The organism is Rhizobium sp. 1399 (assembly GCF_031455475.1).
Classification (GTDB): Bacteria; Pseudomonadota; Alphaproteobacteria; order Rhizobiales; family Rhizobiaceae; genus Rhizobium.
Genome location: NZ_JAVDSU010000009.1, coordinates 215208 through 233319, shown reverse-complemented (window position 1 = coordinate 233319; position 18112 = coordinate 215208). Strand labels below are relative to the sequence as shown.

The window sequence follows — 18112 nt, the reverse complement described above, 5'->3', positions numbered from 1 at the left end:
ACCCCCGCTTTGACCACGGATGTACTGGCACTGCGGACTTGCGAACCCTGGAAAGGTCGGGCCAGCCCCGGCCTTTTTATTTGCGAGCAACTTTCCGGGAGAGAACAATGAGCAAGACAGACGCAGCACAGCTGCTTCGACGTGCCGAGCGCCAGCTGGCCAACACCAGCGGCGGCGGGCACCTTGGAGGCACGAATTTCGGTCAGGCGCTGGACGCCAAGACGTCGTCAGCCAAAGACAAGAACGATAAAAGCCGCAAGCCACAGCGCGGAAGATAAGCCCGGCGGGCCACCCGCCAGGTCAAAAAAAAGCGCTCAGCCATACGAGGTGGCTGAGCGCTTTTTTATTGCCGCCGCACTGGGTCTACAGCTTCTCATAAAAAATCCGCGGCCGCGCCTCAATATCCAAAAATTCGGACTATCAAGATTAAAGGACACCGGCTTTGCAGCCGGTCGACCGGCGCGTCAACCGCAGGCCAGTCCATCCCCGCCGACAGCAGCGGCTCAATGCTTGCTGTTGTTGCGAGCCGGATGGGCCATCTGGAAATTGCCAAGGAGCGTGATCGCCTCCATGACGACAGCGTTGGTCGTCGGCGAAGGATCATGCGCCAGTATCTGCGCATCGGCGCGCAGGCGCTCGGCCAGACAATCCATGGCCTTGTACGCCTCGTCGCCCTGCTGGCGGGCAATCACGGCTGAGAATTGCAGCGCGTCGCTCAGAAGCTTGAGGGTCTCCAGGCGTTCTTCGAGCGACATATCGTTTATCGGAGGCTGGGTGGTCATGGCCGTAAAAGCCGTGCTTGCGGGGTCATGGGAGATGACACCGGCTTACTGATACCGCGAGCGGCGGACGGCAGGCTTGGGTTTGGGTTTTGCTGCGACAGGCTCGCCCACTTCCTGAAGGCTGCTTGCCTCACGCTCCAGCCGCAAGGCGCGCAGCTTCGCCGTCTTTGCATCGCGCTGGCGCGCTTCGGTCGCCATGATTGCATAGGCCGCGTGAGGCGGTTCCTCGGCCTTGCGGGCGGGCGGGCGGCCCTGTTGTTTGAAAAAGCGCTCTTTGGTGGCGGCCATGGGGTTTCCTAACGCCGGTGGACAGGCCCGCAACGGGCTTGTCGAGAGAGGGGATTTGGCTCGGCGCCGACGCGCGCTAGGACAAACTTTATCCTATCCAAACTAGGCTTTCGGCGGGCTTTTACAAGGGCCGCCGCACCCCCTCCGGATGCGGCTCGGCGCTTCCCTCAGGTCGACTGTTGGGGGAAAGCAAGCGACCTCGGGCGATCGGGGTCGACTGGAGGATCGCAAGCGACCTCGGGGTCAATGCAATGTCGACTTGTTGCCCGAATGGCTCAGCTCAAAGCGCCCGAGCAGGTTCATGGCTTCGGCAATGACATCAATGGCGACCTCGGAGCGATCGGTCGATATTGCAGCACCATCGCGCAGCAGCCTGTCGGCCAGTTCCTCCAGCGGCTTGCAGAGCATGTCGCCTGCCTGCCTGGCGACGATCGCCGAAAAATGCAGCGTCTGGCTCAGCCGCCGCAGCGTATCGGCGCGCTCCTCCGTACTCATCTCTTCAATACGCTTCGGTTTTTTCATGCGCTCTCCTTCGAAAGGTGGCGCATCCAGATGGCGACGCGGTCGCCGAACAGGCCATTAGGGTAATCTAGAGCATTTCCGTTTTTATTCGAATCATGAAGATGTTCTATCTCTTTGTTTTACGCAGTTCCTGACGCAAAACCGCTGCGCAGTTTTGCCGGAATTGTTGACGCCGGCAATCACGCCCGCTTTGTCGTCAGAATAGGAGGCGTGAAGGGCAGGGGTGACAGGCGGTCAGCCTATCGGCCCTGGAAGATCTTGATCAGCTTCGGGGTGTAGCGGCCATTTTTGATGTCGAGCGTATCCTGATAGGTTATGCTGCCGGAAACGATCGCTTTCGTGTATCGGCTGCAGGCAACTTTCGGAGCGTCCTTTTCTGCCACGCTCATCACGACAGCGGCGTTATGGCGGGCCTTCTTGTCGGAAAAGCCGAGGCGCCTTATGCACTCGTCCAAAAGCCCGTTTCTCTCACGCTCGCTGCCTCGCAACACTCTGACGGCTGCATCATATTGCTTCTCGGTCGGCACGCAGCCGGTGAGCAATCCGGTGGCGATCAGTGTCATTGCAATATAGGCGCGCATGATTATCCCTTAATATAGTGCCACAAGCGCCGTATCCTTATTTTGATTCTCGTTACGCGGGAAATATACTTTGATTGCTTCCGTGTTTTTTCTATCACTGGTTTGAAGTCGGTCGAGCTGTCGGCGAGGCAGCCGGCAGTTTTTCAGCAGTTCATGGTGCCTCTGCCGTTTGTTGATAGGCTCTCGCACGCTCCTTCGCCCGCACCGCCTTCACAACCAGCACACCCGCCACGACCAGCCCAGCCAACATCACCCCACCAAGCACCAGCAAATTCGGCTCCGCGGGCAGCGCCGCGCCAGTTCCCGCACCACCTGACGCCGACACCGCAATCGCGGCACCCGCCTTCCGCAGCGTAACGGCCGTCTTCTCCGCCTTGCTTGCCTCATCCGCTAGCGCTGCCTTCACATCCACGCCCGGCTGCCCGCGGAGATACATCGCCACGGCCTTCGCCTCGATCTTCGCCACGCGCGCGGACCAGCCCTTGCCGTAGGTTTTCCAGATAGCGAGGCTTTGCATGAAGCTCAGTCGTCGGGCGCAGAGGGCCTTGATTTCCTTGGTGCCGGCGGTTGCGGCCTTGGCGCGGGTGATGGGGCCGAATTTGCCGTCCGCTGGAGCGCCGATCACCGTTTGGGCGTCGCGCAGCGCGCGGGCGGGGCCGGAGTTGACGGCGTAGTCGAAGGTGGCGAGGTCGAAGCCTGGGGGCAGGGTGTCGCCGCCGATCTTGTCCCAGTATTTGGCCTTGTAGATGGGTTTGACGTCATTGAGCGTCAGGTTGCGGATGTCGAGATTGGGGAAGGCGGCGGCCGAGATGCCGTATTTGGTGCCTTTCAGCGTGCCCTGGCCGATCTTGCCGCCGGTCCAGTTGCCGGGATCGGTGCGTTCTATGGAGAGGCCGCCTTCGGAGTGCAGGGTGATCGAGAGGCAGTCCGGGAAATTCGCGCTGGTCATGCCGCGTTCCTTTTTGGGTGGATCGCGACAAGTTTCTGATGGCAACAGTTGTGCCTGTTGCATGACGATATCTGGGGGACGCCTGGCAATCAGGCTTACTCACGCACTCTCTCCGGGGCGATCGGGATGGCTCCCATCGCCATTTGAGAGAGGATGACAGCCGGGTTTAACCGGAGCGCTCCCGGGATTTTCTGCAGGCGGGTTTCGGATCGAAACGTCGGCGAGTGCCCTGATTTCCCCACGGACGAGTGACCGCCGCCTCCGTTACAGGAGAACAGAGTGGGGCGCGGCGGCCGGCTTTTGAGGGCCTGTAGCAGAACCACGAGCCTGAAAGATCGTTCCAAAAAAAAGCCTAATCAAATAGGGCTATGGGACGGTTCGCAGGACTGGAATGTCGCGCCGGGAAAGCCTGTGCAAGGCAGGCAAGTTCTTCCATGACGGTCGACAGACGATCACCGTTGCCTTTTGCGACCGGGGGCGGAAAAGTGCAGCGTTTCGCTCAGCAACAGCCGAGCCTCGAAGCTACAGGCCTTACGGCTCCTGCAATTCGCCTCTTTCGCGAAGCTTCAGGATGCCGAGCTGGATGACCTTTATGAGATCGGCCTGCAGGGGGCCGTGACTCTCCTGATATTCTTCCAGGGTCGGCTTGGTGACGGTCACATAGGCAAGCGCCGACACGTGATCATCCTTCACCGCCTGGGCGCCGAGATCCCAGATGCGGTCAAACAATATGCGGTCGAGATCCTGGCGTGACATGCTATTTCTCTTCCATTCCATATCTTCTTATTGGCCATATCTTCTCATTGGCCATGTCTTCTTGCCGGCTTTGACGCTGACGCCGCGGCAAGAGCGGACTGCAGGCGATCAGCCAAAAAACAGCGGCCGAGGCTCAGCAAGCGCGACACTGACGGCAAAGCCCACCACGTGATGTGGTTCTCGGTTGGGTACCGGGCGCTCGCGGTTCGGAACGAGCCTGCCGTAGGGGGTGGGCGGGCTTCAGAAAGCACAGCTTCGCGGGCTGGATAGAAGAGCCGACCACCTATGCACATGGTCACATCTCCTAGCGGAAGGCGAGTCAATTTTTACGCGAGACTGTTATGGCCGTTGATCGAAAATCCGGCCGCTCCTCGCCTCAGAAGACGTCGGCGTAACTGGTCGATCCCATCAGCGTGCTTTCCTTCAATATCACGCCATGCGCCACCGTGCCGGTCGCAAACCGCACCAGGCGCACATCGGGCATGGATTTCAGGCGCTGGGAGAAGGTGTTGACGGGCGGCAGGAAGCTTTCGCGGTAGCCCTGGTCGATCGCCCATTTGCGGAAATCCTCGAAGAGTTTTGCGGTGCGCAGCCAGCCGCCGGCGGGCTCGGTCTGCGCCGGCTCGACACGGATATCGAACCATTCGTTGAGCGGGTCGAGCAGCAGCCAGGCGTTCAGCGCTTCCTTCGAGCTTTCGGGCATGGTGTAGCCGCCGTTGCGCTTCAGCCGTTGGCCGCCTGACACGGCGAAACCGAGCAGCAGTTCCAATTCTTCCCTTGCGATGCGCTCGGCAATATCGGGGATGACCTCATGCTCGGGAATGCTGCGGTTGAACTGGATGACGACGAGGCGGCGGCGGAGCCCCCGGTCGATACCGCCATTGAAGCGCGGCAGGGTGTTGGTGGTGAAGCAGTGCAGCGCGCGGGGAATGAAGCTCTGGACATCCTTGTAGAGGCTGCGGCCCTCGATCGGGTTGCCGGTCACGGCCGCCTTGAATTCCTCGCCTGAAATGGCCGCCGCACTCAGCTCGTCGGCGACGTTCGCCGCCTTGCCGGCGAGATTGATGATGCGCTTCTCATCATTGAAGAAGGCGGGCGAGATGGAGGAGACGGCGCCTTCAGGCAGCAGCGCGCGGAAGAGCGCGGCGATGGTGGATTTGCCGTTGCTGGCGGTCTCGCCGAGCAGGATGAAGGCCTTCGGCTGGCGGATGCGGGTGGCAAGGCCGAAGGCGGCAGCACCCAGCATTTCGGCTACGAGGCTGATCTTGTCGGCGGCATCAGGGTCACCCTGAAAGGCGCCGTAGAGCAGCTTGTGCAGCAGCGAGCCCTCGGGCGGATGGCTTTCGGTGTACAGGTTATAGTCCGCGGCGATCGTGAAGCGGAAGCGGTCATCCGGGTCATGGGCGCGGCAGATCACCTTGCCGGTCTCATCCAGCGTGATGGTGCAGTTCAGTGCGTTGACGCCGATGGCGGGATTGCCGAAAAAGCCGGCCTCGGCAGTGCGCGTGCCGAACTCGTTGACGATGCCGTCAATCATGTGCCTGCCGAGCTTCAGCGGCTTTTCCTTCGGGCCTATGCCAATAGCATCGAAGGCATGCATGGCAAGGCGGATCTTCTGTTCGGGAATGGGGCGCCAGGCGGAGGGGCCATAGGCCCAGAATTTGCCATCGGCACGGACGATCCGTCCGCCGCAGGCCTTTGCCAGATGCTCGTTGAAGATGCGCGCCAGCCAGACTTCCGAGCCGAAAGGCTGGCTCGGAAACCATTCCGGCATGCTGTCTATGCCATCGGCGCCCGGCGGCGGCGCTTTCGGTACGTGCTGGTCCTGCTCTTCTGCCGATGTCGGCGGCTCGGCCGGGGCCGGCGCATGGCGGCGGATGGTGGCGCGCATGAAGGCATCGAGCTCAAGGCGCGTCCAACCGGCATCGACGGCATCGGCACTATCCCAGCCGCGGCAGGGAAGGTGACCCGCCTGCCAGTCGGAATAGGTGAAATACCTGAGATCAGAGGCGGCTCCAGCATCGGTAAAACCTGCCAGCCGGACGCGCGCGCCTAGGGCGGAGAGAATGGCGGCGATCTCGTCTGCCGTCGAAAGGCCGGGCGCATCGAAATCCGGCCAGATCACCACATCGCGGCCTCCGAGCGGCGACCAGTCTGTGTGTTTGACGCCCTGCGTGCCACCGGCCCAGGAAAGTACGGTGCGGCCGGATTTCTGTGCCAGCCGGTCGCGGCATTTCTCGCCTCGACGACGATGACCTGCTTCGTCTTGCCGAGATTATCCAGCCCATAGAGCGGGCGCGGCTTGGGAAAGGGGTAGCGGCACCAGGTCTCTTTTCCGTCGGGCAGACGGGCGAACATGACCATCGGCGTTTCCTTGGCCCCATCGGGCAGGTCATGCCGCAGCACATAGCCGATCAGCGCGCCATCGGCCTGCCGATAGGGAAAGACCATGGAGGGAGAAAATGAGCCCCATTCGGAGCGGTCGCCCTTGCGCTTGGGATTGTAGAGGCGGATGCGGGCGCCTGATCTGACAGGCTCGGATGGAGGCGGAAGGGGCGTGATGCCCTCGTAGGGGTCGCCCATCTGCGGTGCGCGTGGCGTGATGTTCGGCCTGATATGGCTGACGCCATCGAGGATCCGAATGGCTTCCGCGAGATCGACGCCCTTGATCTGCCGCACGAAATCCAGGACATCGCCGCCGGCGCCACAGCCGAAACAATGGAAGCGCTCAATGCCATCCTGCCCTCTGAAGATGGTGAAGGAGGGCGTCTCCTCGGCATGGAAGGGGCAGCAGGCCTGATGCTCATGCCCGTTCCTCTGCGGCCTGCAGCCATAGCGCGCCGCTGTCTCGGACAGCGACACATCGCGGCGAAGCCGTTCGAGATCTGATGGCATGTTGTGGCTCTTGCAATGATGTTGTCATTATCGCAACGCGGCCGGCGCGATACGGGCGGCGGCCGTGGTCTTTTCACGTATCTGGGGGATTTAGCGGGCGGTGGTGCTGGGGAATTTGCCTTCCAGCACCAGCCGGTAGCCGCGGCGATAGCCGACATTGGCAATCCCGATGCCGGAGCCTTCGAGCTTCTGGCGCAGGTGGCAAAGGGCGACCTTGAAGGCGAGGTACATCCTGTCCGGCGAGGGGCCGCCATCGGGATCGTCGATATACATGGCGGTGAAGATGCGCTCGGTGATGACGGGCAGGCCCTTGCCCTTCCAGACCGCCTCGAAGATGCGCCCTTCCATCGGCGTGATGCCATAGTGATCGATGACGATCTCGGGGGCGGGAATGGTGACCGGCTGCTTGCAGCAGGGGCAGAGCAGCGGCTTGGTGATGGTGAGCGGGCCAGCCGTCTGAGGGGTAGCGGCAGGCGGGGTGGCGGCTTTCCCGGCCGGTCGTGTCGTGATGGTCTGCATGTTCATCCTCACTGGTTTTCTAGTGCGAGCCGCCTCACCGGGCGGGCCGCGATGTCGTGACGTTGCGAACTGATTTCGGATGCCTACGGCTGGGCCATCACCATCGCGCGGATGCGGTCTTCGAAGAGGGCAAGGCGGCGCAGCCGGTTGGCGAGATGCACGAGGTCGTCGACCGCTTCGTCATCGATGAGCAGCAACGCCTCGCCGGCGGCCGCCCCGCCATGCATGACGCAGCGCCCGATCAGCGCATCGATCAGCTCCGATTGCGCCAGCATGGAAAGCGGCTCTTTACGCATCCTCCTCCTCCGGCATCAGATCGGAGAGGGTGAGCGAAACACCATGGCGTCTTGCCGCCTGCAGAAGCATCAGCTGGTCGCGACCGTTGATGAGGCCGCGCTCATCGCGCAACGCCCGCGAAATCTTGGAGCGGTGGCGCTTGAGCTCGGCTGCGAGCTCGCTCGGCGTCAGCGCCAATTTGGCGGCAACCTTCTGCCAGGGCGTCGGGGCCTTTGCCATGCTGATCTTCCCTCCTGTCATGCGGCTCTTGTTGTTGGAGTTGAGATTATGTTGTCGAAATCGCAACGTCAATCTCAAATAGGAAAAAATACCTATCTTTTGCGTCCCTGCCTTTGAACGAACGTTTTTCGGCGGAAAGGCGGGTCGTGTTGCAACTTGAGCAGATCAACCATGTCAAAGGTTGACGGTAAAAAGCCCGGTGCAGTTGCTTGCGCCTCGTTGCGTTTTTTGCAACAAATAAGCAACGCTGCATATGTGCATGGGGACGCTGATGGCTGAGATCGATGGCAACTGGTTTCACAACCAGCTTGATGACAGGGGGCAATCGCTGCGCGCGCTCGCCCGTCATCTCGGCAAGGATGCCTCCGCCGTCTCCCGCACCTTCTCGGGCAAACGCAAGATGACGATGGAGGAGGCCGCCGAGATCGCGTCCTTCCTCGGCGTATCCGTGACCGAGGTCATGCACCATGCGGGAATCACGCGTGAAGGCGAGGGGCTGGGGCCGAAGATCCTGCTCTCGGCCGTGATCGGCGAGGATGGCGAAGTCCGTTCGCTTCCCGAGCCGCAGCCGCTGCCGCAGGCCGTGCTCGACAAGGCGCAGCTCTCGATCGGCGCCGGCCGCAACCGGCGGATCATCGCTGCCCAGGTGCGGGCCTCCACCGGCGCGCTGTCGATCTGGGACGATGCCGTGCTGCTCTTTGCGCCGACCGATGGCATCGAGCCCGGCGCGATCGGCGCGCTTTCGATCTGCTGCCTTTCCGGCGGCAAGCAGATCCTCGCCAAGCTCGACCGCGCCCGCAAGACCGGCGAGGCGAGGGTGGTTTCGCCTGATGGCGGGATCGGGGAGGCGGTGCTCACGACGGCGACGCCGGTGCTGGTGATGATACCGTAGGGGGCATGATGGTGGACGGCCCCCGCCGCTGGAGGTGCATGTCTCGCTTACAGCGATGTCGTCTCGGCCATGCTTCCTCTGAACTGCCGCTGACGCATTCCGCGCTCAATGACCTCCCTTGGAAATAATCCGCCCAGCGCTAATTTATGGTGCAGAATGGCCGGTCATCAGCCTCAGGCGATCAGCTATCGATGCATCTGGGTTCAGCCATTTTCTGGCGGCTGATGGGGATAGGAGCGGCGTTGAAGGCGGGTTGGATGGACATTGAGTCAAATGGCTCCGTTCGGGCGGGAATGGCGGAGCGTGATAGTGAACATCCCTACCGGGCTCTCTTCGATTCCATCGATGACGGTTTCTGCACCATAAAGGTGCTGTTCGATGACGAGGGCGGCGTGCGGGACTATCGTTTCCTGCTCACCAACCCTGCCTTCGAGCGGCAGACGGGGCTGATCCAGGCCGACGGACGGACGATGCGGGAGCTTGCGCCCGATCACGAGGAATTCTGGTTCGACATTTACGGCCAGGTTGCGCTGACGGGCGAGCCCGTTCGTTTTGCGCATCAGGCCGATGCGCTCGGCGGGCGCTGGTACGAGGTCCATGCTTTCCGCATCGGCGTGGTCGAAGAGCGGCAGGTCGCCATCATCTTCCGCGATATCAGGGACAAGAAGCAGGCGGAAGCGGCGCTGCGCGAAAGCGAGGTGCAATATCGAGCGCTGTTCGATTCCATCGACGAGGGCGCCTGCATCATCGAGCGGCTGCCTGTCGGCGCCGATGGGCTGCGCGACTATCGCTATATCGCCATGAACAAGGCGATGCAGGCGATGTTCGGCATCGCCGATCTCAGCGGCCGCACGATCCGCGAATTCTTCCCCGACGAGGTGGAGGACTGGTACGACGATTACGACCGGGTGCTGACGACGGGCGAGCCCGTCCGCTTCGTGCGGGAATCCGAGCCGCAGGAGATGGTGCTGGAAATGTTCGTCTCGCGCATCAGCGAGAAACCACCGCGGGTGCTTGCCGTGATGCAGGATATCACCAAGCGCAAGCGGGCGGAGGAGGCGCTTCGGCGCAGCGAGGAGCGTTCACGCGCGCTCGTCAATGCCAGCTCCGATGTCGTCTTCCGCATGAGCCCGGACTGGCAGGAGATGCGCCAGCTCGATGGCCGCGGCTCCCTCTCCGATGTCGAGGGGCCGACGGTGCGCTGGATGGACGATCATCTTTTTCCCGAGGATCTGCCCCAGATCCGCATGGCGATTGCCCACGCCATCCGCGAGCGGCGGCCCTTCGAGCTGGAACACCGCGTGCGCCGGGCCGATGGCGAAGTGGGCTGGACCTTCTCGCGCGCCATTCCGGTCTTCGATGCCAGGGGCGAGATTGCCGAATGGTTCGGCATGGCCGCCGACGTGACCGAGCGGGTGCACGCCCGCCAGCGCCAGCAGATGCTGAACCACGAGCTCGGCCACAGGCTGAAGAATGTGCTGAGCCTTGTGCAATCGATCGCCAACCAGACCTTTCGCCAGGCCGACAATCTCGCGGAAGCTGCCGAGACCTACAGCTCGCGCCTCGTCTCGCTCGGGCGCGCGACAGATATCCTGACGGAGACCGCTTGGGCGGATGCGAGCCTGCACAGCCTCGCCCAGGCCGGGCTGATCTCTGTCGGCGATTTCAGCGAGCGCATCCGCATCTCCGGCCCCGATCTCGACCTTGCGCCGCAACAGGCCCTGATGCTGACGCTGACGCTGCACGAGCTTGCGACGAACAGCTTGAAATACGGGGCGCTGAGTCTTGAGACGGGGTTGGTGGAGCTGACGTGGGGCGTGAAGAAGGATGCCGGTGGCGAAGGGCAGTTCACGCTGGAATGGCGGGAGAGCGGCGGGCCGGAGATCAGTGCGCCCAAACGCGAGGGATTTGGGACGCGGATGATCGGGCGGTTGCTGCCGGCTTCGTTTCAGGGGAAGGCGGAGTTGAGTTATGAGGCGGCGGGGTTTGAGTTTCTGCTGGAGGCGCCATTGGGCGAGGTGATTAAGGTTAGGCGGTGAGGGATCTTTTTTGCAGGTTTCGAATAACCTCAGTTCAATCATTGTTGGCTGACGTTGAGCGCTGTTCAGCTTCAGTTTCGTAGTTGCGAATGAGCTCGTCATAGGATCGTTTGGTGGCGCCGAGATCGATATTCATCGGAATAAAGGCATCGCATCTTCCAAGCAATTTTTGCCGATCCCAATTCCACACCTCAAGAACACCGTTGAGTATGTAGTCTCGGATAAAGCGCATAATTATTGCGCAGCCTCTCGCCGCCCTTTCTGATCCATCGTCGGCTGCCATTAGCCCGTGGGTAACGTCGATCTGTAGTCGCTCCTCTGTGAAATTTAACCGCAGCATCATCGCTGTGAGATTGTCATCCGAGGTGCACTGAACGTCGGTGCAGCCATCGGCAGTCGCCACTATTTCTGCGCGAAGTTTGCTGAGTGTCGCGAACCCTTCGCTGCCCGCCAAAGTTACTGTAAGCCTCGGGAGTGACGGCCAAAGAGCCCGCGGAAGTGAGCCGTCTGTCTTTATGGTAGCGACAGCGTTTTCACCAAAAATCGTTTTGAAACCTTCCAGTTCGTAAAGATGTTCTTCCCAAATTGTTTGGCTGCTCTTGACGCCGAAATGGTGCTCGATCGCGTACTCCGCTAACGCCTGTGCGACGGGCAAATCTTGCCGCATACGTCGCATGTCAGCCGGATTTTCAGGATTCGCGGTGTTGCTGAAGGCGTGGGCCACAGCGCAGCGGTTGGACCCGTACAGGTATGCGCCCAGCTTTTCGCCCGCGTTTTGGAGGAATGAGATTCGAGTCTTAGCTCTACGGTTATCTTTGATTTTATGGATGGTTTCGTCGATCCAAGCCACTTGATCCCCGCCATGTTGCATAAAGATGTTGAGGATTTTGAAGAAGCTTAGACATGCGTAGGCAAGATTGTTTAAACCGAGCCCCTCACGATAAAATCCGAGTGCCAGACGGGCCTTGGCATCGGCGGGATCAGGTACATAAGGATGCAGGAAGTCGCGGGCGGCAATATACGGTCCATTGAACCCGCCCATGGATCTCGGGATGTTCCCTCCGCTCCACTGTTCGATCTCGATAGACTGCCCGTGTGCCCAAGCCAACGAGCTGAGGAAATGGCTGATCAACAACTGCCCAACGTCTGCATCTTCGCCAGGGCCTAAACAAACTGCGGCGGCCGGATACATTACCCCGGCATCCCCTCCAGCTTCGGCCCACGGTATGAGCAAGATGGTGCGCTGACGGAAGGCCACTTCCGTTGTTACGCATGGCCAAGCCATTTGCGAACGAACACAGGCTACAATCCAGTTACCCCTTACGCCGAGGGGGCCATTGTATAAATTCTGCACCTTGGGAATGCCGGCCTTTTCGAACATTGTAGCCCTTATACGGTTGGCGCAAAAGACTGCTGCTGCAACCCGTGGCCACCCATCGCGTTGTGCTCTGATACCTTCTTTGCTTTAGTGTGAGTAAATAATCGATTCTCCGCAAGGTTGTGGGTTCCTGCATGGGAGAGGCGTCGATCCCTCGACTAGGCGTCGTTAGATGTAATCCTTCCCACTGTCGGATTAGCGGGCTGCGACCAGTGCCTAGCTGCATTGATCGATAACAATGTCGGGCACGGCGGTTGCGCCCGACATCCTCGCTCGATCCGATCCTGCTCAGGCCGCAGGCGTCGCGACCGCAGGCTCCGACGCCAGCGCCTTGCGTAGCTGCTCTTCCTGCTCCGGCGAGAGCGAGGAGCGCAGGATGGTGGCGTGTTCGCCCTTGAATTCGGCCAGCACCTTTTCGGGCTGCACCTTGCGCAGCAGCAGGAAGAGGGCGGAGCTGTTGACCGGGATGGTGTCGGCGAGTTTCTTGATGAGGTCGTCGTCGATGCCGTAATCGGTCATCGAGCCCGCAAGCGCGCCGGAGCCTGCGCCGAAGGCGCCGCCGAGGACCATGCCGGCCAGCGGATTGAGGAAGAGCAGGCCGACGAGCGAACCCCAGAGCGCGCCGGAGAGGCCGCCGCTTGCAGCACCGGCGGCCGTGAGATTGACGCTCTGCTTGAGGCGCACCTTGCCGGCGGGGTCGCGCACGGCGATGACGGCATCCTCGAGATCGACGAGATATTCCTTCTCAAGCTGGACGAGCCGATTGAGCACGGCATCCGCCTTGTCGGCGGTATCGAAACCAAGCACCACGAGTTCTGACATGGCTTTCCCTCCTGTTGGACCACAGATGCGGCAGATAGGCGCTGGCGGCGCTCTGTCCATAAGGCGGCCGCCATTTGCTAGGGCTTTTTGCTTAGGCAATTCCGGACGCAAAACCGCTGCACACTTTTGCTGGAATTGCTCTACCACTCGCATGTGAGAGGGCGATGAAGGATGGAGCCGGTGCCGTCAGTTGAAGCCGCGCACCTCGACCGGCGCGCGGCAGGCGATTGCCGCCTTGCGGCCCCAGGCGAGCGCCTCGTCCATATCGGCCGCTTCCAGCACCCAGAAGCCGCCGATATGTTCCTTGGTTTCGAGGTATGGTCCGTCGGTGACGAGCAGCTTGCCGTCTGGCTGCGCGCGCACCGACATTGCCTTGCTGACCGGGTTGAGGCCGCCGACAAAGAGCCTGACGCCGGCGGCCACCATCTCTTCGTTCAACACGTCGATATCGCGCATCGTCGCATCGTCTTCCTTGCAGGGGGCGTAATCGTCGGGGAGGTGGATGGCGACGAGATATTGGGGCATCTGTTTCTCCTGTGATGTCAGGCTGGCCGGCTGGCCTGGCTTCATTCTACAGACGAATGGGCGGAGCGGAATTCGACAGGTCGTTCGAGAGATTTTGGATCCTGCGGGCGGATCGGCTATAGGGGTTCCTGCTTCCGCATTCCGCCCGGCGGCGGCGCCCGCTGCCGCCAAACCCCACGCAAAGGTCTTCTTATGCCGCTTCTCGATGCGAATTTAGCCTTTCCCGTCACCCATCCCGATGGCAGGGTTTCGAAGACGACGATGTACCTTAAGAATGTCATCGATCATCCGCGCATGGAGATCGGCGATTACAGCTACTTCACGCATTACGGAAAGCTGGAGGAGACGGCCGAGATCCTTGCGCCCTATCTGGGGCGGGGTTGCCGGGAGCGGCTGGTGATCGGCAAATTCGTGCAGATTGCCCGTGGCAGCTATTTCATCACCAGTTCGGCCAATCATCCGATGGGCGGCATCACCACCTATCCCTTCCGCATCTTCAAGCCGGAGACCTTCGGTTACAAGGATCTGCCGGTGAAGGATACGGTGGTCGAGCACGATGTCTGGATCGGCCACGACGCCGTCATCATGCCGGGTGTCACGATCGGCGCGGGCGCGATTGTCGCCGCCGCCTCGGTCGTCACCCGCGATGTGCCGCCCTATGCTGTGGTCGGCGGCAATCCGGCACATATCATCCGCATGCGCTATCCTGTCGAGGTCATCAGCGAGATCCTCGACCTTGCCTGGTGGGACTGGCCGATCGACAAGATCGAAGCCAATCTGCCGGCGCTGGAGAGCGGCGATCTCGCGGCGCTGAAGCGGGCCTGAACGGACAGGCGATGCCTGCGACCGCCGGCGCCCTTCCAATTGTCCTCGGCGAGATTATCCTCGACACAGACGGAATGTTGCAATCTTCTGACATGATGGGATCAGGTCGAACCATGCTTTCATGCGGCCGGACGCCAATGGCCGATAGCGGCCACGTCGCCAATCGTTTTCAACCCGCGCCCGATGGCGGGATGCGCGCATGCTGATGCCGGATCTCTACCCCCGGCGCCTGGCGCTTGCCGTCGTCGCCTGCCTCGTCGGCATAGCCGTGTCCTGGCTGACGATGACGCCGCTCGGGCTGCTCGGTCCCGTTGCCGCTGCTTTCCTTTATGCGCGCGGCGCTGCTGCGAAGCTCATTTATTCCGTTCTGGCGGTGGCCTTGCTCGGCGCGCTGCTGGCGGCTCTGCTCGATGCCGGAATGCGCGAACCTGCTTTATCATGGGCGGCTTTCTTTGCGCTTTCGTTGTCTCTCGGCCCGCTCGTTTCGGTCAACGCGCCTGAAAGGGCCGATGCCGATGCCGTGCGGGCGGCCAAATCGGTCGAGCGGCTCACCGGCGTTGCCTGGGCCACTGATGCCTCGGGCGCTTTCCTCTACGTGACCCCCAGTGTGCTTGCCTCTCTCGGTCTCGGCCTTGAAGACTTCAATGCACCTGACGACGACAAGGAATTCGGCTGGAAGCGGGCGATCCACCCTGACGATTATGAGGTTGCCGCGGCCCTGTGGCGGCGCTGCCTGCAGACGGGCGAGCATTACAGCGTGGATAGCCGCATGCTGCGCCCGACGGGCGGCTACGGCTGGACGCGGAGCACGGGACAGCCGCTGCGCGACGGCAATGGCGTCATTACCGGATGGTACGGCACTGTCATCGATGCCGAGAGCGCGCCCCTTGCCGGCGGGATGGCGGCTGGTGGTTCTCCGGCCGATATGGCGGAGGTTCATCCGCATGACAGGGCGACGGTGGAGCAGGCGCGTGCGCGGGCTTTCTTCCATGGCATTCCCCAGGTCAGCAGCTACCGGAAGCTTCAGCCCGACGGAAGCTACCGGTGGGTGGAGTTTCGAGTGGAGCCGAAATACGGCACCAGTGTCGATGTCGATCCGGCGGTCGCGCGGCAGGACGAGCGGTGGACGACGGCGAGCTCTCTTGGCGAGACCGGCGAAGCGGTGCGCGCCGCACTTGCCATCGAGAACCTCTATGGCGGCGCCTGGGCGATGGATGCATCAGGGCAGTTCACCTATGCGACGCCGACGGCGCAGACTTCGATCGCCATGGTGCTCGAAGACCTGAACCTGCTTCTCGACGACAAACCCTTCATCGAGGGCGGACGGCAGGGCTGGCAGCGCGGCGTGCATCCCGATGACAGCGAAGAGGCAGGCGAGACGCTGCGCCATGCGCTGCGGACCGGCGAGCACTGGAATTTCGAATACCGGGTTCTGCGCGCCAATGGCGCCTATGTCTGGCACCGGGCGGCCGCGCGGCCGACACGCGACGGGCAGGGGCGCATCACCGGATGGTATGGCGTGACTGTCGATATCGACGCCTACAAGCGCACGGAGGCAGCACTTCGCGAACGCGAGCGACAGCTGCAACAGCTCATCGATACCGTGCCGGCTCTGATCTGGAGCGCGACGGCGGAGGGACGGCCGATCTATGTCAACAAGCCTTTCACCGAGGTGACGGGTGCCACCCTGGAAGAGATGATCGGGCCTGACGGACTGCCCTCGCTCAGCGTCATCCATGCAGATGACCGGGAGGCGGCGCGCCGGGCGATACTGCATTCCTTCACCACCGGGGAATCCTATTTCGTGCGATACCGTCAGGCCCGCGCCGATGGCGGCTATCGCTGGACCGAGACGCGGGCGGAACCGCTGAGGGACGAGGCAGGGGTCATCCTGCGATGGTACGGCGTCAGCTCCGACATCCACGACCTCGTCACCACCCAGGAAGCCTTGCGCGAGAGCGAGCGCTTCCTGCGGCAGCTGGTGGAAACCCTGCCGGCAATGATCGACTGCGCCGACCCTGATGGAGAGCCGGTCTTCCGCAGCCAGCGGCTGCGCGAATTTCTCGGCTACGATCTCGAACAGCTGGACGGGACCGGCAAATCCCGGCTTGCCGGCACGCTTGATGCCGGCATCCATACCGATGATCTGGCCGGGGTGAAGGAGAAATACGCCCATTCGCTGGCAACGGGCGAACCCTATGCCCGCAGGCATCGCCTCAGACGTTTCGATGGCGAATATCGCTGGGTGGAAACGCGCGCAGCACCGATGCGCGATGCCGAAGGCGCGATCGTGCAGTGGAACGTCGTCTGCCTCGATATCGACGGCGAGGTGCGGGCGCAGGAAAAGCTGCTTTCGGCGCAGGAGAGCCTGGCGCGGGCGAGCCAAGCGGCCAGCCTCGCGGAGCTCTCGGCCTCTATCGCGCATGAGGTCAATCAGCCGCTCTCGGCGGTGATGAGTTCTTCAGACGCCTGCCGGCGCTGGCTGATGGCGGAACCGCCGAATATCGAGCGGGCGCAGAAAACGCTGGAGCGCATCATCATCAGCGCGCATTCGGCAAGCGATGTCGTCACGCGCGTGCGCGCCCTGTTCAAACGCGCCGAGGACAAGAGGGATTGCGTCACACTCGGCCGTGTCATCACCGAGGCGGGCGATCTGCTGGCCGAAGAGGCCATCAGGCGCGGCGTCCGCGTCGATATCGACGGCGAGGATGTTGTGCTCGGCATTGCGTTCGACCGAGTGCAGATCCAGCAGGTTGTCATCAACCTCATGCGCAACGGCATGGATGCGATGGCCGATGTTGCCGATGACAGGGTGCTTGAAGTGAGCGTGCACAGGGCGGACGGCATGATGCGCATCGAAGTCAGCGACCGGGGCGCGGGTATCGAATTTCCCGACAAGATATTCGAGCCTTTCTTTTCGACGAAAGAGCAGGGCATGGGCATGGGGCTTGCGATCTGCCGCTCGATCGTCGAGGCGCATGGCGGTCAGCTGTGGGCGGAACAGAACGAGCCGCGCGGGACGAGGTTCATCTTCACGCTGCCGGATGAGGTGGCAGTCGCGTGAGGCGTGCCTATCGCCATAGGCAAACCTTCGTTGGATAGCGGGGCGGTGCGCGCCGATCTATTCCTCTGATCGCTTCCAGCATCAGAAGAAGGCTTTGGCATCATGAACACGACAGAGACACGGATGCTTGCGGGCGTCTCGGTTCCGAGTACTGCCATCATCGATCGGGCGATGGAATATGCGCGCACGGACTGCGAACCCTATCTCTTCAATCACGTCATGCGGTCCTGGCTGTTTGCTGTCCGGATTGGGCAGTTGCGGGGCATCGAGCACGATGGCGAAGTCGTCGCACTCGGCACGCTGTTGCATGACATCACCCTCAACGAGCGCTTTGCGGGGCCGCGCCGGTTCGAGGTGGAAGCGGCGGATCTGGCGCGCGGCTTTGCCGTGGATGCCGGGCTCGACCGGCGCCGCGCCCAGATGATCTGGGATGCCGTCGCGCTGAACTCGACGCCATCAATCGGTCTCTACAAGGAGGCCGAGATTGCGCTCTGCACGACCGGCATCTGCCTCGATGTCGTCGGCTTCCAGTACAGCCTCATTCCGGCGGCCGAGATGAAGGTGATCGTCGCGGAATTTCCCCGGCTCGGCATGAAAAAGAAGATGACAGGCTGTTTCTGCCATATCGCCAGGACGCGGCCGGAAACGACCTATGACAATTTCGTGCGGGATTTCGGCGAACGTCTCGTGCCCGGTTATGCTGTTGCGACGTCCTCGGTTGATCTCGTTGCGCAGGCGCCTTTTGAGGAGTGAGGGGAG

Annotated in this window: 20 protein-coding genes; 6 read left to right on the top strand and 14 right to left on the bottom strand. The window is 61.8% G+C overall.

Features of this window, described 5'->3' with window-relative positions; genetic code table 11:
• The first annotated feature begins 107 nt into the window (after positions 1–107).
• Entirely contained in the window at positions 108–278 is a 171-nt protein-coding gene (locus J2X71_RS26050) for a hypothetical protein (protein ID WP_310386614.1), read from the top strand.
• Between the two features lie 225 nt (positions 279–503).
• On the opposite strand, the gene J2X71_RS26045 is transcribed toward J2X71_RS26050, so the two are convergent.
• The 11 genes from J2X71_RS26045 to J2X71_RS25995 all read right to left on the bottom strand — a co-directional run bounded on the left by J2X71_RS26045 (position 504) and on the right by J2X71_RS25995 (position 7808).
• Positions 504–755 carry a hypothetical protein gene (locus tag J2X71_RS26045; protein ID WP_310386612.1) on the bottom strand — a complete coding sequence of 84 codons (252 nt, stop codon included), beginning with the start codon at positions 753–755 and terminating at the stop codon, positions 504–506.
• A gap of 72 nt (positions 756–827) precedes the next feature.
• The gene (locus J2X71_RS26040; RefSeq protein WP_310386611.1) at positions 828–1070 is read right to left on the bottom strand and encodes a hypothetical protein; all 243 of its coding nucleotides are present in this window, start codon (positions 1068–1070) and stop codon (positions 828–830) included.
• A 243-nt stretch (positions 1071–1313) separates the two neighbouring features.
• Positions 1314–1592 carry a hypothetical protein gene (locus J2X71_RS26035; protein WP_025669006.1) on the bottom strand — a complete coding sequence of 93 codons (279 nt, stop codon included), beginning with the start codon at positions 1590–1592 and terminating at the stop codon, positions 1314–1316.
• Positions 1593–1831: 239 nt separating this feature from the next.
• Positions 1832–2173: a hypothetical protein gene (locus J2X71_RS26030; protein WP_310386609.1), complete on the bottom strand. Its 342-nt coding sequence runs from the start codon at positions 2171–2173 to the stop codon at positions 1832–1834.
• A 151-nt stretch (positions 2174–2324) separates the two neighbouring features.
• Positions 2325–3122 (bottom strand): glycosyl hydrolase 108 family protein, encoded by a 798-nt coding sequence (locus tag J2X71_RS26025; RefSeq protein ID WP_310386607.1) that lies wholly within the window; start codon positions 3120–3122, stop codon positions 2325–2327.
• 531 nt (positions 3123–3653) lie between these two features.
• Positions 3654–3878 carry a hypothetical protein gene (locus J2X71_RS26020; protein WP_113325344.1) on the bottom strand — a complete coding sequence of 75 codons (225 nt, stop codon included), beginning with the start codon at positions 3876–3878 and terminating at the stop codon, positions 3654–3656.
• 376 nt (positions 3879–4254) lie between these two features.
• A complete protein-coding gene (locus tag J2X71_RS26015; RefSeq protein ID WP_310386605.1) occupies positions 4255–6006 on the bottom strand; it encodes a DUF5906 domain-containing protein in 1752 nt (583 codons plus the stop codon).
• Positions 6000–6773 (bottom strand): CHC2 zinc finger domain-containing protein, encoded by a 774-nt coding sequence (locus J2X71_RS26010; RefSeq protein ID WP_310386603.1) that lies wholly within the window; start codon positions 6771–6773, stop codon positions 6000–6002. The genes J2X71_RS26015 and J2X71_RS26010 overlap by 7 nt, the downstream gene beginning before the upstream one ends.
• Before the next feature lie 90 nt (positions 6774–6863).
• The gene (locus J2X71_RS26005; RefSeq protein WP_310386601.1) at positions 6864–7292 is read right to left on the bottom strand and encodes a hypothetical protein; all 429 of its coding nucleotides are present in this window, start codon (positions 7290–7292) and stop codon (positions 6864–6866) included.
• Positions 7293–7375: 83 nt separating this feature from the next.
• Positions 7376–7588, bottom strand: a complete 213-nt coding sequence (locus J2X71_RS26000; protein ID WP_310386599.1) for a hypothetical protein — start codon at positions 7586–7588, stop codon at positions 7376–7378.
• Entirely contained in the window at positions 7581–7808 is a 228-nt protein-coding gene (locus J2X71_RS25995; RefSeq protein WP_310386597.1) for a hypothetical protein, read from the bottom strand. Before J2X71_RS25995 ends, J2X71_RS26000 begins: the two co-directional genes overlap by 8 nt.
• Before the next feature lie 271 nt (positions 7809–8079).
• Here J2X71_RS25995 and J2X71_RS25990 point away from each other — a divergent pair, with 271 nt between their 5' ends.
• Complete coding sequence (locus J2X71_RS25990; protein ID WP_310386596.1) at positions 8080–8700, top strand: helix-turn-helix transcriptional regulator; 621 nt, start codon at positions 8080–8082, stop codon at positions 8698–8700.
• A gap of 257 nt (positions 8701–8957) precedes the next feature.
• Positions 8958–10739: a PAS domain S-box protein gene (locus J2X71_RS25985; RefSeq protein ID WP_310386594.1), complete on the top strand. Its 1782-nt coding sequence runs from the start codon at positions 8958–8960 to the stop codon at positions 10737–10739.
• 34 nt (positions 10740–10773) lie between these two features.
• On the opposite strand, the gene mauJ is transcribed toward J2X71_RS25985, so the two are convergent.
• The 3 genes from mauJ to J2X71_RS25970 form a co-directional block, all read right to left on the bottom strand.
• A complete protein-coding gene (mauJ, locus tag J2X71_RS25980; protein WP_310386592.1) occupies positions 10774–12120 on the bottom strand; it encodes a methylamine utilization protein MauJ in 1347 nt (448 codons plus the stop codon).
• A gap of 285 nt (positions 12121–12405) precedes the next feature.
• On the bottom strand, positions 12406–12939 hold the full coding sequence (locus J2X71_RS25975; RefSeq protein WP_113325352.1) for a DUF1269 domain-containing protein: 534 nt from the start codon (positions 12937–12939) through the stop codon (positions 12406–12408).
• A gap of 186 nt (positions 12940–13125) precedes the next feature.
• On the bottom strand, positions 13126–13464 hold the full coding sequence (locus J2X71_RS25970; RefSeq protein ID WP_113325353.1) for a YciI family protein: 339 nt from the start codon (positions 13462–13464) through the stop codon (positions 13126–13128).
• 192 nt (positions 13465–13656) lie between these two features.
• Between J2X71_RS25970 and J2X71_RS25965 the strand changes: the two genes are divergently transcribed.
• From J2X71_RS25965 to J2X71_RS25955, 3 genes are all read left to right on the top strand, one after another.
• Entirely contained in the window at positions 13657–14289 is a 633-nt protein-coding gene (locus J2X71_RS25965) for a CatB-related O-acetyltransferase (protein WP_310386587.1), read from the top strand.
• 199 nt (positions 14290–14488) lie between these two features.
• Complete coding sequence (locus J2X71_RS25960; protein WP_310386585.1) at positions 14489–17353, top strand: PAS domain-containing protein; 2865 nt, start codon at positions 14489–14491, stop codon at positions 17351–17353.
• A 102-nt stretch (positions 17354–17455) separates the two neighbouring features.
• Entirely contained in the window at positions 17456–18106 is a 651-nt protein-coding gene (locus J2X71_RS25955) for a hypothetical protein (RefSeq protein ID WP_310386583.1), read from the top strand.
• Positions 18107–18112 lie beyond the last annotated feature (6 nt).